Source organism: Mesonia ostreae (assembly GCF_031845265.1).
GTDB classification, from domain to species: domain Bacteria; phylum Bacteroidota; class Bacteroidia; order Flavobacteriales; family Flavobacteriaceae; genus Mesonia; species Mesonia ostreae.
Genome location: NZ_JAVRBG010000005.1, coordinates 38,151 through 55,490 on the forward strand (window position 1 = coordinate 38,151; position 17,340 = coordinate 55,490).

The 17,340-nt window shown below is 34.2% G+C and carries 16 protein-coding genes; 8 read left to right on the forward strand and 8 right to left on the reverse strand.

The window, feature by feature from the left end:
- Positions 1-9 precede the first annotated feature (9 nt).
- Positions 10-426 (reverse strand): thiol-disulfide oxidoreductase DCC family protein, encoded by a 417-nt coding sequence (locus tag RLT85_RS06310; protein WP_311401196.1) that lies wholly within the window; start codon positions 424-426, stop codon positions 10-12.
- Positions 426-2,609, reverse strand: a complete 2,184-nt coding sequence (locus tag RLT85_RS06315; protein WP_311401197.1) for an endonuclease MutS2 — start codon at positions 2,607-2,609, stop codon at positions 426-428. Before RLT85_RS06315 ends, RLT85_RS06310 begins: the two co-directional genes overlap by 1 nt.
- A gap of 45 nt (positions 2,610-2,654) precedes the next feature.
- Between RLT85_RS06315 and ung the strand changes: the two genes are divergently transcribed.
- Complete coding sequence (gene ung, locus RLT85_RS06320; RefSeq protein ID WP_311401198.1) at positions 2,655-3,320, forward strand: uracil-DNA glycosylase; 666 nt, start codon at positions 2,655-2,657, stop codon at positions 3,318-3,320.
- 287 nt (positions 3,321-3,607) lie between these two features.
- Here the strand turns inward: ung and RLT85_RS06325 are convergent, their stop codons facing one another.
- The 6 genes from RLT85_RS06325 to RLT85_RS06350 form a co-directional block, all read right to left on the reverse strand.
- Complete coding sequence (locus tag RLT85_RS06325; protein WP_311401199.1) at positions 3,608-4,462, reverse strand: substrate-binding domain-containing protein; 855 nt, start codon at positions 4,460-4,462, stop codon at positions 3,608-3,610.
- Entirely contained in the window at positions 4,459-6,510 is a 2,052-nt protein-coding gene (ppk1, locus tag RLT85_RS06330) for a polyphosphate kinase 1 (RefSeq protein WP_311401200.1), read from the reverse strand. The genes RLT85_RS06325 and ppk1 overlap by 4 nt, the downstream gene beginning before the upstream one ends.
- Positions 6,511-6,580: 70 nt before the next feature.
- Entirely contained in the window at positions 6,581-7,453 is an 873-nt protein-coding gene (locus RLT85_RS06335; protein WP_311401201.1) for a nucleoside phosphorylase, read from the reverse strand.
- 3 nt (positions 7,454-7,456) lie between these two features.
- Positions 7,457-8,389 (reverse strand): DUF1835 domain-containing protein, encoded by a 933-nt coding sequence (locus RLT85_RS06340; RefSeq protein ID WP_311401202.1) that lies wholly within the window; start codon positions 8,387-8,389, stop codon positions 7,457-7,459.
- Positions 8,382-8,711 carry a translation initiation factor gene (locus tag RLT85_RS06345; protein ID WP_311401203.1) on the reverse strand — a complete coding sequence of 110 codons (330 nt, stop codon included), beginning with the start codon at positions 8,709-8,711 and terminating at the stop codon, positions 8,382-8,384. The genes RLT85_RS06340 and RLT85_RS06345 overlap by 8 nt, the downstream gene beginning before the upstream one ends.
- A gap of 5 nt (positions 8,712-8,716) precedes the next feature.
- Complete coding sequence (locus tag RLT85_RS06350; protein WP_311401204.1) at positions 8,717-9,679, reverse strand: isopenicillin N synthase family dioxygenase; 963 nt, start codon at positions 9,677-9,679, stop codon at positions 8,717-8,719.
- Between the two features lie 218 nt (positions 9,680-9,897).
- Here RLT85_RS06350 and RLT85_RS06355 point away from each other — a divergent pair, with 218 nt between their 5' ends.
- The 7 genes from RLT85_RS06355 to RLT85_RS06385 all read left to right on the forward strand — a co-directional run bounded on the left by RLT85_RS06355 (position 9,898) and on the right by RLT85_RS06385 (position 17,088).
- The gene (locus tag RLT85_RS06355) at positions 9,898-11,889 is read left to right on the forward strand and encodes an alpha-ketoacid dehydrogenase subunit alpha/beta (RefSeq protein WP_311401205.1); all 1,992 of its coding nucleotides are present in this window, start codon (positions 9,898-9,900) and stop codon (positions 11,887-11,889) included.
- Positions 11,890-12,004: 115 nt separating this feature from the next.
- The gene (locus tag RLT85_RS06360; protein ID WP_311401206.1) at positions 12,005-12,487 is read left to right on the forward strand and encodes a lipocalin family protein; all 483 of its coding nucleotides are present in this window, start codon (positions 12,005-12,007) and stop codon (positions 12,485-12,487) included.
- 29 nt (positions 12,488-12,516) lie between these two features.
- Positions 12,517-13,212 (forward strand): YiaD family glycine zipper/OmpA-like lipoprotein, encoded by a 696-nt coding sequence (locus RLT85_RS06365; RefSeq protein WP_311401207.1) that lies wholly within the window; start codon positions 12,517-12,519, stop codon positions 13,210-13,212.
- A gap of 200 nt (positions 13,213-13,412) precedes the next feature.
- Positions 13,413-14,435 carry an NAD(P)/FAD-dependent oxidoreductase gene (locus RLT85_RS06370; protein ID WP_311401208.1) on the forward strand — a complete coding sequence of 341 codons (1,023 nt, stop codon included), beginning with the start codon at positions 13,413-13,415 and terminating at the stop codon, positions 14,433-14,435.
- Positions 14,436-14,533: 98 nt separating this feature from the next.
- Complete coding sequence (locus tag RLT85_RS06375; protein WP_311401209.1) at positions 14,534-15,247, forward strand: methyltransferase domain-containing protein; 714 nt, start codon at positions 14,534-14,536, stop codon at positions 15,245-15,247.
- Positions 15,248-16,300, forward strand: coding sequence for a type III polyketide synthase (locus RLT85_RS06380; RefSeq protein ID WP_311401210.1), 1,053 nt, complete (start codon positions 15,248-15,250; stop codon positions 16,298-16,300).
- Positions 16,294-17,088: an enoyl-ACP reductase FabI gene (locus RLT85_RS06385; RefSeq protein ID WP_311401211.1), complete on the forward strand. Its 795-nt coding sequence runs from the start codon at positions 16,294-16,296 to the stop codon at positions 17,086-17,088. The genes RLT85_RS06380 and RLT85_RS06385 overlap by 7 nt, the downstream gene beginning before the upstream one ends.
- Positions 17,089-17,340: the final 252 nt, after the last annotated feature.

Sequence of the window (17,340 nt, forward strand, 5' to 3'; positions counted from 1 at the left end):
TAAAAATACTTATTCTATAAACTTTGCCTTCTCTTCAGGCGTAGGCATTCTACAAGTTTCTTTTTTTCCAAACCATTGGTAACGGTTTCTAGCAATGAGATCATAAACGCTGTCTCTAAAACCTTCTGGCAAGGGTAAAAAAATCCGCGAAAGCGAAACCACTCCACTTAAACGTTTAAAGATTTGTAATGCCGCTGTAGACTTGATGTAATAGGCTTCTCCCGGAATAATTAGGATCATCGAATCTATTTGAGACGTGTCAATTCCTCGTTCTGCCGTCAGCTTTTTACCGATATCACTTTGCAGAGAAGCAAAGACAAACTGATCTTTTTGATCTTTTTTGATAATATAATCGATGGCGTTATTGCATAAGGTACACACACCATCAAAGAGAATTATTTTTTTATCCTTTGGGAGATTCTTCATTATTTTTTAGCTCTTTGTACCAATTCTACTTGTTCTAGCGGAACCGATGATGTAAACATTCCATAATTTATAATAGCTTTGCCTTTTTCGATTTTATCAATCGTACCTACAGATCTACTTCCTTCTAAGCGCACACGATCATCAATTTTAAAAGAAACTATTTTCTTTTCTGCGGCTTCTTTTTCCACTTTTTCCTGCTTTACCTTTTCCTCTTTCTTTTTTTGTCTAATTACTTTAATCTTGTTTACAGCCTCCTTTTGAATGGCTTCATCTTTTTTCTTTTTTTCTTGAGCTTTCTTTTTACTTTCCTTTTTTTTCTTTGAATTCTCTATCGCAACCAGCTTTAAAAACTCAGCAATAAGATCTTTCTTTTTATTATTTCTGAAGAATTTATCGGCCAAATCATCAAACTTTTGTCCTAGATAAATATGCTTTTGATTGGCATCATACAGTTCTTGAAAGCCTTCTAATTTTTGCTGAACTCGGGTATTGATCTCGTCTAGTTTTTGCTGCTCTTCAGAAGCTTTTAACTCCTTTTCTTTTAAACTGGATGTAGTTTTTGCCAACTTAGAGCGTTCTTGTTGTAGTTTGGCTATACTTTTATCAAATCTAATTTTTCCGCGTTCCACCTTCTTTTTAGACCGATTGATTAAACTATACGGAATTCCATTTTTTTGAGCGACCTCAAAAGTAAACGAGCTTCCGGCCTCGCCAAGATGTAACTTAAATAAAGGTTCTAATGTTTGTGAATCAAACAACATATTGGCGTTGCTAATGGCTTCGGTTTCTTGCGCCATTTTTTTAAGGTTGGCATAATGGGTAGTAATAATTCCGAAGGATTCTTTTTCAAAGAAAACCTCTAAAAATGTTTCGGCCAATGCTCCGCCCAATTCTGGATCACTGCCCGTACCAAATTCATCAATTAAAAAGAGGGTTTTGTCATCACATTTCCTTAAGAAATACTTCATATTTTTCAATCGGTATGAATAAGTACTTAGATGATTTTCAATACTTTGATTGTCACCAATATCGGTTAAAATCTTATCAAAGAAACAAACTCTAGAGTATTCGTGCACAGGAATAAGTAAACCAGACTGCAGCATAACTTGCAATAATCCCACAGTTTTTAAAGTAATACTCTTACCACCAGCATTGGGACCCGAGATGACAATAATGCGATTGTCTTTTGCCAGTTTAATGCTTTGCGGATATGTTTTTTGATTCTTTTTTTTATTGTTTAAATAAAGTAGTGGGTGGTAGGCATCTCTTAAATCTACTTCTCTATCGTTGCTAAGTTTTGGCAACACCGCATTCATAGATTTCCCGTATTTTGTCTTAGCCGAAATAAGATCAATATCACTTAAAAGATTTTGATAATCTATTAATAATTCCCGGTAAGGCCTAATGATTTCGGTGAGTTTTTTGAGAATGCGATTTATTTCTTCCTTTTCTTCATATTCTAAATTGTTGAGCTCACGGGCATATCTTAACGTGTTCTCGGGTTGCATGTAAATAATACTCCCAGTTTTTGACGTTCCTAGAATTGAACCTTTAACTTTTTTTCGATACATCGCATTCACCGCCAAAACACGTATATTATCTACAACAGATTCTTTGATGTCATCTAAATAGCCATAACCTTGATATTTAGATAAATCGCTAATAAAACTAGAGTTTATTTGTGAACGAACACTATTAATGGAACGCCGAACACTTTTTAATAGGGGAGAGGCATTGTCTTTAATCTCCCCAAATTTATCGATGACCAACTCAATATTCTCTGTAATTTCCTTTGTGAATTCTACTTCCTGTGTAGTTTTATACAAACTAGGATAGATTTCTTTATATTTCTTAAAAAATAAAATATGGGAATTTGCAGTTTGAGAAATAGAAGAAATTCGTCTAAATCCCAAGAGCTCCAAAGTGGTATTTTCTATGGCTAGAAGTTTAATTTCAGTGGCAATAGGATCAAAACCGTGGTTGGGAATTTTAGCTTCCTGCAAGTCAGAAGAAAGATATTCTTGGGTTTGATACAAGGAAAATATAGCTTCTTGTTGGGAAGAAAAAGGTTTTAAATGCAAGGCTTTCTTTTTACCCAAGTTGGTGAGGCAATATTCCTCAACTTGTCTACAAACCGTAGTAAATTCTAAATCTTTTAAGGTCTTTTCTGTAATTTTTATCATAGCAATTTTCTACTTTCGTAGTTGTGCAAATTTAATGATAATTTTATGAACGTAAATATACCTAAGGCTTGGAAAGATAAATTAAATGAAGAATTTGATAAAGATTATTTTATAGACTTAGTTGCGTTTGTTAAAACAGCCTATAAAAACCATACCTGTTACCCAAAAGGAAAAGCTATTTTTGCCGCTTTTGAATACTGTGATTTTGAAGATTTAAAAGTAGTGATAATAGGACAAGACCCGTATCATGGCGCAAATCAGGCTAATGGTTTGTGTTTTTCGGTACAAGATGATATCGCTATCCCACCTTCTTTAATCAATATCTTTAAAGAAATAGAACAAGATTTAAAACTTCCTTTTCCCAAAACTGGAAATTTAGAACGATGGGCTAAACAAGGAGTTTTATTATTAAATGCAACCTTAACGGTGCAGGCACACGAAGCGGGAAGTCATCAAAAGCAAGGCTGGGAAAAATTTACAGATCAGGTGATTTCTACGATTTCAGAAAATAAAGAGGGAGTTGTTTTCTTACTTTGGGGCGGATTCGCTAAAAAGAAAATAAAATTAATTGATACCTCTAAGCATTATGTTTTAACCTCTGGACATCCATCGCCATTAAGTGCAAATAGAGGATATTGGTTTGGAAATAAACACTTTAGTGAAACCAATAAACTTTTAGAAAGCTTAGGTAAAACACCAATCGACTGGTGATTACTTTACTTCATATTTATCGGTATCTACCACATCTGTTTTATTTCTGCTGAATAGAAATAAGGCTAGATTGATAATAAGGAGACTTAATAAAACAATTAAAAATACAAACATAACTATGCTCTTTATTCTGTAGATGTAAAAAAACCGCAAAGGTTGCGTCTATTTCATTAATTTTCTTTAGAATGTATGATTATTTTGCTGATGTTTATCTTTTTTTCTTCAGAGGAAGCGCTATTCACCTTATCCCATCTTGTAGCAGGTTCTACAAGTATGGTTAGTTACAATTAGCTTACAGACTGACAAATATCTTCATAATCAGATTTTTGCGCAATCAAACCCAAATCATACAATTGGTTTTGAACGGTTAACACTTCTTCTGGCTTAATTTGTTTTTGACTCCATTCCGTTAAGTCTAACCATTTCAAAATATCTTCTTCGTTTTGCTGATATCTCTCCGCAAGAAGCCGACTAATTCTAGGAATTTCTTTAAAATCTTTAGAAACGCCATTGATTACTTCTAGCATTTCTTTTAATTCCGTAGAATTTTTAGCTATAAATTGCTCTGTACTTACGATCATAAAACAAGGCCATGGCGTAGGACAATCTGCAATTCTTCTAAACGTACCATTATCAACCAAAGGTTTGGTGGTAAAATGTTCCCACATAAAATATTGAGCCTCATCTTTTGGTAAAGCTTCTACAGCACCATCTAGATTATTTACTACTTCAAACTTTAAATTTTTAGGATCCCATTGCTGATATTTTGCATTAACGTAGGTCATAAGATGCGAACCAGAGCCATATCTACTAATTGCAGAAGTGGTTTTTTCCAAATCATTCATATGTTGATAGCTAGAATTTGCTGCCACATGAATTCCCCAGATAAGGGGAGAGGCGATATATTCTTGTATTATTTTAAACGGAGAACCATCTTCTATTTCTTTAATAATTCCTTCCGTTAAGACTAAGGCTACATCAATTTCTTTAGCGTGCAAAGCTCTGCATAATTCTCCCGTGCCGCCGTCAAAATCTGTCCAAGTGACATCTAAATTTTGTTCTTTTAATAAACCTTTTTCTAAACAAATATGCCACGGAAAATTAAAATGTTCTGGTACTCCACCAACTTTTATTGATTTCATGCGGTATGCTTTTCTTTTAAATATTGATAAATTTTATACTGAGATCTAATTTTTTCTTCCCCAGGCTTAACTTTTACATACCTGTTTTCTTCGGAAGCATCTTGTATTCTTGCTTTTTGATTATCGTTTAACTGTATGTAGAGAATATCTTTAAACTCTTTAAAAACGTGCTCTTGCATTACAGGAGCCAAAACTTCAATTCTTCTGTCTAAATTTCTGGTCATCCAATCTGCGCTACCAAAATACATTTTTTCTTCCCCCTTATTATGAAACAGGTAGATACGACCGTGTTCTAGAAAACGATCAATAATACTAGTAATATAAATATTCTCACTTATTTCTGGCATTCCCGCAGTTAAGCAAGTAAATCCTCTAACAATCAACCTTACTTTTACACCACTTTGACTTGCTTTATATAAGAGGTTGATGATTTCTGGATCTTCAAGACTGTTCATTTTGGCCGTAATCTTGGCTTCTAAACCTTCTTTCGCATAATCTATTTCTTGCAAAATTAATTTGGTAAAATCTCTACGGGTATTAAAGGGAGAAATTAATAAGTTTTTGGCTCTTGGAATAATCAAATCACCCTCTAAAACTTTAAACACGCGTTCTAGTTCTTTAGTAATTTTCTTATTTGCGGTAAATAAACCGTGATCACAGTAAATTTTACTGGTTTCGCTATTAAAATTCCCTGTACCTATATACGCATACCTGAGTTTTTCTCCTTTCTCTATGCGTTCTACGAAAAATACTTTGGAGTGTACCTTAATTTTAGGATAACTGTAAATAACTTTTGCACCGTTTTCTTCAAATTTTCTTCCCCAAGTGATATTATTTTCTTCATCAAACCGTGCTTTAGCTTCAATAAAAACAGTAACTTCTTTTCCGTTTTTTAAAGCTTTGAGTAGGGAAGTGGTTAAATTGGATTCATCTGCTACGCGATAAAAAGAGATTTTAATGCCGGTTACATCATCATCGTTAGCCGCCATTTCTATAAATTTTTCTACGTAAGAAAAAGACATATATGGAAAATGTACCAACATATCTTTCTCCTTAATCGAGTCAAAATAATTATCAGATTTTTCTAATTCTTTATGAGGAATAGGTTCTAAATCTTCATAGACTAAATCTTTAATATTTGTGGGATTTGGAAAACTGAAAAAATCACTAAAATTATGATACCTTCCTCCAGGCATCATATCTATTTTTCCTAAGCCTAAATGTTTTCTCAATTTCTTCTGAAAGTCTTTAGGCATATCCGCATCATAAAGGAGTCGCGTAGGTTGACCGTCTGTTCTTTGCGCAAGCGAATCGTATATTTTTTCAGCTAGAACTCCGTCGTACTGATCATCAATATAAAGCTCTGCATCTCGAGACATTTTTATTTCATAAATTCCTGTAATTTCTTCTTCAGAAAAAACAGAAGGCATTTTATAGCGAATAATATCATCTATAAACGTAATGTAAAATTCTCCTGAAGATGAAAAAGTATAAAAACGACCGTGATCGTTTAATGGAATATTCACAAAGGCAACTTTTTCGCTTCCTTTAAAAGTAACGAAATAATATATGGTATTATTTTCAATAAAAATACGTTTCTCTTTTGCGAAGTCCACGATTTGAGGCTGAAGAGAATTTTCTACATTTTTGCGATAAAACTCCTCTACTTCGTTTTGCTGTTGCTGTGTAAAATCCTCATGAGTAATAAGGTAAATTTTATTCTTTGCTAATTCTGGAATAATTTGATCATGAAAGATCGTTCCAAACTCATGCTGCTGCTTAGAAACTTCATGAAGAATTTCTTTCACTTTCTTAGAAGGCTTTAACGCCAATTTTTTACGAAGGCTCTTCTTGATTCTCTTAATTTGTCTAAGCTGCGATACTCTAACTCTAAAATATTCATCTAAATTGGAAGAGAAAATAGCCAAGAATTTTAATCTTTCGTAAACCGGATTTTCACTATCATCCGCTTCTTGTAAAACACGTTTATTAAAGTTTAACCAATCAAGGTCTCTGTGTTTTAAGTGATTAAATTCTGGGTCTAGCATGAAATATAATTTTGTTAAAACTACAAATTACAAAAAGCTTGATCGGCTAAAATTCTGTTAAATAAAAGACTTATAAAGTGATTATTTTGTCTAGCGTGTAAAGAATAAGATGTTCAACAGCCTTTAAAGAATCTTTGCTAAAATCTCCAGTTTCTCTATTGGCAATAATTGCATTCATAGAAACGGCTTTGTGTCCTAAAAGTTTTGATAAACCATAAATAGCACTAGTTTCCATCTCTAGATTGGTGATTCTATAGTCTTGGAATTTAAAGGTCGTTAACTGATCTATAAAATTAGGATCTTGTAAACCGGCTCTTAGTACACGTCCTTGAGGCGCATAAAAACCCACATTGGTTCCTGTAACTCCTTTAAAAACGCGTCCATCTTGAGAAAAATGATCTACTAAATCTTGATCTGCACTCACTACATAAGGTCTTGCTTTATGCGGATGCAAATCTAAATATTCATGAAGATGTTCTGCAAACTCTTTTTCCAAGAAAGCATCACTTTGATAGTAATAGAGAAGCCCATCAAAACCAACGGCTTTTTCTGAAGCTAAAAATGCGTCTACAGGAATTTCTTTTTGTATAGAACCCGAAGTACCAATTCTTATAATGGTAAGCTGCTGCTGCTCTTCTTTAAATTCTCTGGTTTTTAAATTAATATTAGCCAAAGCATCAAGTTCATTGAGAACAATATCAATATTATCGGTTCCTATTCCTGTAGAAACTACGGTTATTCTCTTATTTTTGTAGGTTCCCGTTTGGGTTTGAAACTCTCTTTTTTGTGTTTTAAATTCAACCGAATCAAAATGTTTGGTAATGCTGTCTATGCGATCTGGATCGCCAACTGTAATTATAAGGTTAGCTATATTTTCTGGTTTTAAATTTAAATGGTAAACGCTACCATCTGCATTTAAAATAAGCTCTGATTCTTTAATCATGTATTATAATTTTAAAAGTTTGTGAGATTCTTTATCGTAAAGAAAATCGTATTTATAAGCCGCCCCATAAACCGTATCATCTTTCATCTCCCTATAAAAATTTTCACTTTTTTCTATCACAGCTTTTCCCTTTTCATTTAGAATAAGCCTATGCTTTTCTAAAGTTGTAAAAAAGCTAAGTTTATGTATAAACTTTTGCATTTGGATATCGCCATATCCATAATATCCTTGATATTGTAAACCGTAGCCCAACCATTGATTGATGCTTGTAATATGATTGTTTTCTATTAAATGCAATAGGTTTTCTTCTAAGACATTTAATCCTGTTTCTGAATTTGGAAAGCGTTTTAAATGCGCTCTTAGGCAATTGGATAAATACTCAAAATTTGAGCTTTTGCTTATATAGGGAACTAATCTCTTAGGATTTTTCTCATTGTAAAGCGTCCAAATATCTTGGGCAAGTTGCATATCATCTTCTTGGAGGAGAACACGATTCTCATATGCGGTTTTAAATTCTTGCGGAGTTAATTCAGCTAGACCTTTTAATTTACTTTCTCCTTTAAATCTTCCGCTACAAATTAAGCAAATTGGTACGTTTATTTTTAATTCTGCTAAAAATTGAATAGCAGCCAACATATTAATATGGCAGAATAAATCATATTCAAACCATAGGTATACTTCAGAAAACTGTTGTTCTTCAAAAATAGAAAACTGAGCTAAAAACTTATTTTCGTATTCTTGAAGCGGAATATCATAATAATCAGATAAAAACTTAGTTCGTATTTCTTTAAACGAAAAGGAATTAACGTATTTGTAGGTAGGACCATCGCAAAGCATCTCCCGCCAAACGAATATTTTTCCGCCAAGATTCAAATTCTTCAATGGTGCCAACGCACTATCTCCATTTATGATATGTAAAGTCTCGCGCTTATCCACCTACGCGCTTTACTTGAAAGCCTTTTTCTTTAAGAATCTTCATAATCTCTGGACGGTAATCGCCCTGAATAATAATTTGGTCGTTTTTAGTAGATCCTCCAACTCCCAATGTGGTTTTCAATTCTTTGGCTAAGATTTTAAAATCACTATCGGCACCTGTATAGCCTTCAATAATGGTATTGGCTTTTCCTTTTCTTTTCTCATACTTACATATAAGAGGGTCATCTTGTAACCAAATGTCTTGATTTTCTTCCTCAGTGGTTTCTAACTCACTAGGCTCATGGTCTGGAAATAAATTTTTTAATTGATCTTTTAAGTCCATAGGTGTTAAGCTTTATCTTCTTTAATTAAACCAATTTCAACTAGACGTTGGTGTAAAAACTCACCTGCCGTAATATCTTCGTACTGTTTTGGATTATCTTCATCAATACATTCTTCCAAACAATTTAACTTCATTTCGCTTCGTGGATGCAGGAAAAACGGAATAGAATAACGAGGATTACCCCATTGTTCTTTTGGCGGATTTGCGACACGGTGTATGGTAGACTTTAATTTATTATTGGTAAGTCTTTCTAACATATCACCCACATTAATCACCAATTCGTCTTCTGCCGGGATGGCATCAATCCACTCTCCGTCTTTTCTCAATACTTGCAAACCTCCAGAAGAAGCACCCATTAATAAAGTAATCAAATTAATATCGCCATGAGCTCCAGCTCTTACAGCACCTTTTGGTTCTTCAGTAATAGGAGGATAGTGAATAGGTCTTAAAATACTATTTCCATTACTTGCCCAATGGTCAAAATAATGTTCTTCTAAGCCAATGTATAAAGCTAGAGCTCTAAGTACGTAAATACCAGTCTTCTCTATCATTCTGTAGGCTTCCATTCCCGTTTTGTTGAAATCTATTAGCTCTTCTACCTGAACATTTTCTGGATATTCTTCTGTTAAATTTGCATTTTCTTCAGGTTCTTGTCCAAAATGCCAAAATTCTTTTAAATCTCCTTCCTTCTTTCCCTTGGCATGTTCTTTTCCGAAGGAAATATAACCTCTTTGTCCGCCCAATCCTTCTATTTCATACTTTTCTTTTTCTTCTATAGAGAGACCAAAGAAAGCTTTTACTTCCTTATAAAGCTCATTTACAAGATCATCGTTTAAAAAATGGTTTTTTAAAGAGACAAAACCTATTTCTTCGTAAGCTCCTCCAATTTCTTTAACAAATTTTTCTTTGCGTTTGGCGTCTTTAGATAAAAAATCTGAAAGGTCTACACTGGGTATATTCTTGGACATAGTATGATTTACATTCTGGTTATCTAACAAAGTTAATTAATTTCTTTCAGTTTAAGATAAGAGTTCACAGCCTAAAAATAAGCTTTACGGAATTTTTCTTCGGAAAAAATTAGATTTCATAGAACAATCCATAGAAAGGAAAATTATAATTGAATAAAGCGCACTAGCTAAGTAAATCTTTTTAAATTTGGGTTATCTTAAAAAGTAATTATTCAACTATGCTTCCCGAAATTAATTATAAGTCAACTACTTTAGACTCCAATCAACTTAGCCAACTTTTCTTTAAAATGCTCAAACCGAGACTTATTGAAGAAAAAATGCTCATTCTTCTTCGTCAAGGACGTATTTCTAAATGGTTTAGCGGGATTGGCCAAGAAGCCATTTCTGTAGGAGTAACCAGTTGCTTGCAAAAGGATGAGTATGTGCTTCCTATGCACAGAAACCTTGGAGTTTTTACCACTAAGGAAGTTCCTTTATATAGATTGTTTTCACAATGGCAAGGAAAAAAATCTGGGTTTACCAAAGGTCGTGATCGTAGTTTCCACTTTGGAACTCAAGAATATAAAATTATAGGAATGATTTCGCATCTAGGTCCGCAATTAGGAGTTGCAGATGGGATTGCATTGGCACATCAATTCCGTAAAGAAAAGAAAATTACTGCCGTTTTTACAGGAGAAGGAGGAACCAGTGAAGGAGATTTTCACGAAGCTTTAAATATCGCTTCTGTATGGGATTTACCGGTATTATTTTGTGTAGAGAATAACGGTTACGGCTTGTCGACACCCACAAGAGAGCAATATAATTGTGAAAATATAGCCGATAGAGGTAAAGGCTACGGAATGGAGTCTCATATTATTGATGGAAACAATATTATTGAAGTGTACAGCAAAGTGAGCGAGATTGCCGAGAGCATGAGAGAGAATCCGCGTCCTGTGTTAATAGAATTCAAAACTTTTAGAATGCGCGGGCACGAAGAGGCCAGTGGAACTAAATATGTGCCTGAAGAGCTCATGGATTTTTGGGAGAAAAAAGACCCTATTGAAAATTTTAAAAAGTATCTATTATCGGAAGGGATCCTTACCGAAGAAAAAATTGCAGAGCAAGAAGAACTTATTAAAGCCGAAATTAGCGAACATCTAAAAATGGCCGATGAAGAGGAAGCAACTTCTTCTAGTTTAGAGAATGAGTTAAAAGATGTGTACAAAGAATTTGAATACGAAGAAATTTTACCAGAAACTTCTGAAAAAGAAGAAGTACGGTTTATAGATGCGATTTCTCAAGGCTTGCGCCAAGGAATGCAACGCAACGAGAACCTTATTTTAATGGGACAAGATGTGGCAGACTATGGAGGTGTTTTCAAAATCACCGAAGGTTTCTTGGAAGAATTTGGAAAAGAACGTATTAAAAATACACCCATATGTGAGTCTGGAATCATCAGTACAGCGATGGGACTTTCTATTAACGGAGTCAAATCTGTGGTAGAACTTCAGTTTAGCGATTTTGTGTCTTCTGGTTTTAATCCCATTGTAAATTATTTGGCAAAAGTGCATTATCGCTGGAATCAAAACGCCGATGTGGTGTTAAGAATGCCTTGCGGAGCAGGAGTAGGAGCTGGTCCTTTTCATAGTCAAACCAATGAGGCTTGGTTTACCAAAACCCCTGGATTAAAAGTGATTTATCCTGCGTTTCCTTACGATGCAAAAGGTTTAATGTCTACCGCAATAGAAGACCCTAATCCAGTCTTGTTTTTTGAGCATAAAGCCTTATATAGAAGCATTCGCCAAGAAGTTCCTAAAGATTATTATACGCTTCCTTTTGGAAAAGCATCTCTTATTAAAGAAGGCGAGGAGGTAAGTATAATTACGTATGGCGCTGGAGTTCATTGGGCGATAGAAGTTTTAAATGAGAATGCAAATATAAAAGCCGACTTGCTAGATTTGCGAAGTTTGCAACCTTTAGATAGGGAAGCCATTTTTAATTCCGTAAAGAAAACAGGAAAAGTAATTATTTTACAAGAGGATAGTTTATTTGGAGGAATTGCCTCAGATATTTCTGCAATGATTTCTGAAGAATGTTTTGAATATTTGGATGCTCCGATTAAGAGAGTGGCGAGTAAAGAAACTCCAATACCTTTTTCAAAAAATTTAGAAGATCAGTATCTCGCTAAAGCGGAATTTGCTACGGAACTAGAATTGCTAGTTGCTTATTAGAATTACTCCTATTTTTAGCGGTTTTTTAACAAAAATTAGTTAATATTTCTTAATTAAGAATTTTGATGTCTTTTTCGTAATTACTTTTGGCTCTATTAACAACCAAAATACTATTATGAAAAAGACAATTTTATTGCTTTTAGTGGCTATTGTCGCAGTTTCCTGCGGAACTACTAAAATAGAAAGACAAGCAGAACGTACGTTTAAAGGAGATTGGACGCTTACAAAAGTTTCTTATCCCAATAATTCTGGTTTTGTAGATGTTACCTTGTTTCAAGATGCAGCAACCAAATGTTTCTCCAATTCTAGTTGGAATTTTGTTTCTAACAACAATAAAGGAAATTATATGTTAAATGGCTCTGGATGTGATACTTCAATGAGAAGTTTTGTATGGTCAGTTCAAGAAATCGATCAAACCACAGGACTTTATAATTTTACCCTTAAAGTAGTGGATGAAGGTGAAAATGCCAGAAAAGTGGATACAGGATACAGATTAAAATTAGCGAGTCTTTCAGAAAATAATATGACATGGGAACAAACTGTTTCTTATGAAGGAAAGCCTTTTTTAATTAGAATGGATTTTATAAAAAGTTATTAATCAATTATAAATATTAAAAGAAAACAAAGATGAGATACGTAAATAGACCCTTAGCATTAATCTTAGTTCTTGCATTTTTAATGACAGGATGTGAGGCAATAAAAAATTCAAATAACACTCAAAAAGGAGCTGCAGGTGGAGCTGCTGGAGGAGCTGTTATTGGTGGAGTAATTGGTAACAACGTAGGAGACGGTAATAACACTGCTTTAGGTGCAATTATTGGTGGAGTTGTTGGTGGTGCCGCTGGTGCTTACATAGGGAATAGAATGGATAAGCAAGCGCAACAAATTGAAAATGAAATTCCAGGTGCAGAAGTAACAAGAGTAGGGGAAGGGATTAGCGTAACATTTGATGAGAATAGTGGTGTATATTTTGCGACTAACAAATCTGATGTGAATGCAAAATCTCAAGAAACTTTAAATACCCTTATCGGAATTTTTAAAGAATATCCAGATACCAATGTTTTGGTAGAAGGGCATACAGATAGTACAGGAAACGCAGATTATAATTATACACTTTCAGAAAAAAGAGCAAGATCTGTAACCAATTATTTAACTGCTAGCGGACTTTCTTCTGGAAGATTTACTACAAAATGGTACGGACAAACTCAAGCAAAATATGACAACAGTACTGTTGAAGGTAGAGCAAAAAATAGAAGAGTTGAGTTGGCTATTGTTGCAAGTGAAGACTTAAAAGAAGAAGCGCAACAAAACACGAATAACTAAAAAAATAGAATGCCTTTTAAAGGTAACTATTTTATTTTTTAAAAAGCCTAGTGATTTTTCACTAGGTTTTTTTTTGTGGATGTAATGTAATAAGGTGAGATGATCATATTTCAATAGGGCTCATTAACCAATATTAAAATATTTCTTAAAAGATACTACGCCTCTGTTTTGGAGTTGGTTTTTTTTATACCTTTAGTAACGTGAAGAAACCTAGAGTCATTATTATTGGCGGCGGACTGGCAGGCTTAACGGCAGCCATACACTTATCTAAAGAAAATTTTGAGGTGTTACTTTTTGAAAAAGATGCCTATCCTAAACATAAAGTTTGTGGAGAATATATTTCTGCGGAAATAATTCCGTATATGAACAACTTAGGAATAGATTTAGAAGATTTGAAACCCAAAGAGATTCATCAACTTCTATTTTCTACGCAAAGCGGAAAAAAAACAAGAGCTACACTTCCCTTAGGAGGTTTAGGGATTAGTCGGTTTGCTTTAGATCATTTTTTAGTACAAAAAGCCATTCAAAATGGAGTGGAAGTTATTCAAGAACAAGTTTCTTCTGGTGAATTTATAGAACAAGAATTTCAGGTAGAAACTCAGTCAGGTGAGAAATATCTGGCAGATTTAGTTCTGGGAGCTTTTGGCAAACGTTCTATACTCGATAAAGAACTGAATCGTGATTTTATACAGCAAAAATCTTCATGGCTTGCCGTAAAAGCACATTATCAAAATGATCATTTTCCAAAAAATCTTGTAGCTTTACATAATTTTAAAGGAGGTTATTGTGGTCTTTCTGCCACCGAAAATGGAGCCATAAATGTTTGCTATTTAAGTACCTACCAAAGTTTTAAAGCGCACAAGAATTCAGAAGATTTTAAAGAAAATATACTCAGGCAAAATCCGTGTTTAGATCTATTTTTTAAAGAAAGTAAAGCTTTATTCGAAAAAGATTTAAGCATTGCCCAAATCTCTTTTCAACCCAAACCTCAAATAGAAAATCACATGTTGATGTTGGGCGACGCCGCAGGACTTATTCATCCGCTTTGTGGAAACGGTATGGCGATGGCTATTCATAGTGCAAAATTAGCATCAGAAGCAATTATTACTTCCGTAGAAAAAAACAAGTTGAATCGGAAAATGATGAAAACCGAATATCAAAATAATTGGGACCTGCACTTTAAGAGTAGAAATTTAATGGGTAGAAGATTACAGCGGGTTTGATTAAGTCCCAATTTGGCATCAGCGTCTCAAAAAATAGTTCATTATTTTCCTAGCGTACTTCCCAAAATAATAGCTAAAACCCACGGGCAACCTATTTTATGAAGAAATTGAATACAAAAGAACGTTCTAAAGAAGTTGAAATCATGGATGATTTTGACTTAAAAGGGAAACAATTGGAAAGAACGCTTCGGGATTTAGAGCATATAAATGCGTGGTTGGGAGGCAACCAAATTACAATTCAAGGTTTAGCCAAACATTTAAAAAACCAGCCTAAAGACAAAGAAATTAGTATCGCCGATATTGGCTGTGGCAACGGAGCTATGCTTCGAGAAATTGCAGTTTGGGCAAAAAAAAATAAGTATAGATTAAAACTAATTGGGGTAGACGCAAATACCCACGGAATAGAAATCGCAGATAAATTAGCAAAAAATTTTCCCGAAATTGAATTTTTAGCTTTAAATCTATTTAGTGAAGATTTTAAACAGATAAAGTTTGATGTTATTTTATGTACCTTAACACTTCATCATTTTAAAAATGAAGAAATCATAAATATTTTGAAACTGTATACGCAGCAAGCTCGCTTGGGAGTAATTGTAAATGATTTGCAGCGAAGTAAAATAGCTTACCGCTTGTTTAAGGCTTTTTGTGGAATCTTTATTAACAATGAAATCGCAAGAAAGGATGGTTTAATTTCAATTTTAAGAGGATTTAAAAAAGAAGAATTGATAGCTTTTTCAAAACAATTACCAGCCCAAAAGCATTCGATTAATTGGAAGTGGGCATTCCGTTACCAATGGATAATTCAAAACTAAATGAGCGTACATATTACTTGTGTAGAAAAACAATTACCTCCTTATTCTAAGGAGACTAAAGATATTTTGCCACTGGTGGAAACTTGGCTTTCGGGACAAGAAACACGTTTTCAGCGAAAAATTGCTAAAATATTTGAAGGCGCCCAAGTAGATAAACGTTATTCCATTATGAATCCTGAAGAGGTTTTTGTAGCAACTTCCTTTGAAGATAAAAATAATATTTACGTCAGAGAAGTAAAAAAACTAGGAAGCGCTGTTTTACAAATAAGCTTGAAAAAAGCGGCTTGGAAGCCAGAATCACTAGACTTTATCATCACGGTAAGTTGTACGGGAATTATGATTCCGTCGCTCGACGCGTATTTAATCAATAAACTGAATTTAAAACAAGACATCGTTCGGCTTCCCGTAACCGAAATGGGTTGCGCCGCAGGAATTTCGGGAATTATTTACGCTCAGAATTTCCTAAAAGCTAATCCCGGCAAACGTGCTGCGGTAATCGCGGTAGAAAGTCCTACCGCCACTTTTCAACTTCAAGATTTTAGTATGGCCAATATGGTGAGTGCTGCTATTTTTGGTGATGGCGCTGCTTGCGTTTTACTTTCTTCGGAAGAAAATGCAAAAGGTCCTAAAATTATAGGAGAAGGAATGTACCATTTTTATGATACACCCAATATGATGGGTTTCGACCTGACCAATGAAGGCCTAAGAATGATTTTAGATCCTGCAGTACCAGAAACGATTGCAGAACATTTTCCGAAAATAATACACCCATTTTTGAAAGAACACGGGAGCTCCATTGAAAAACTGAATCATCTTATCTTTCATCCCGGCGGAAAAAAAATTGTAGAAACTGTAGAAAGTTTATTTAGTGAAATGGATAAAAATATAAACGACACCAAAGAAGTTTTAAGGCTTTACGGAAATATGAGTAGCGCAACCGTTTTATACGTTTTACAACGCTTTATGGAAAAAGAAATGAGTAAAGGAGAACAAGGCTTAATGCTGAGTTTTGGGCCGGGGTTTTCTGCACAACAAATTTTATTAGAATGGTAAAAGAATTTAAAGATAAAAACCAGTGGGCAGTAATTCTTGGCGGAAGTAGTGGTTTGGGCTTAGCAAGTGCCAAAAAATTAGCATCACACGGAATGAATCTTATCATTTTGCATAGAGACCGTAAAACTAATTTAGCTGCTATTGAAAGAGAATTTGAAGTTTGTAAGAAAGAAGGAATTCAGTTGAAAAGCTTTAATATAGATGCGACCAATTCAGAAAAAATTCAAGAAAATTTATCAGAGATTAAAAGTTTACTTTCAGATAAAGGAAAAATAAAAATTTTACTGCACAGCATTGCCAAAGGAAATTTAAAACCTATGCTAGGTGAAAAAACCACCTTATCGTCAGTAGACTTTCAAATTACAATCCAAGCAATGGCGCTTAGTTTATACGATTGGGTAAAAGCCATTTTTACGGAAGAACTTTTTCATCAAGATTCGCGCATCATCGCATTTACCAGCGAAGGAAACTCAAAAGCTTGGAAAAATTATGCCGCGGTTTCTGCCGCTAAAGTTGCGTTGGAAGCGATTACTAGAAATATAGCCTTGGAGTTTGCTGCTTACGGTATAAAAGCAAATTGCATACAAGCAGGAATGACGGATACGTTCTCTTTTAGACAAATCTCTGGAAGCGAGCAATTAAAGAAATATGCGCTTATGCGTAACCCAAATCAGCGTTTAACTACCGCTGAAGATGTAGCAAACGTGGTTTATTTATTAAGTAAAGATGAAGCCAAATGGATTACAGGAACAACTATTCCAGTAGATGGAGGAGAACATTTGTCTTAAAACATGGAGACTCTTTCTCAAAAGCAATGTGAAATTTTAATATGGAAGAAGTTTATAATTTAGGCTGTAGTTTAAAACTACATTGATAATTTGAAATTTTACACTCACTTTCCTCTGGAAAGGGTTGGGGATAGGATGAGTTATAATATTTATTCTCTCATCCCTTCCTAAATCCTCCCCTGAGGGGAGGACTTAAAAACACCCTTCCATTAAAACTAGGAGAGCCTTAATGAGCATTAATCAAAACAAAAT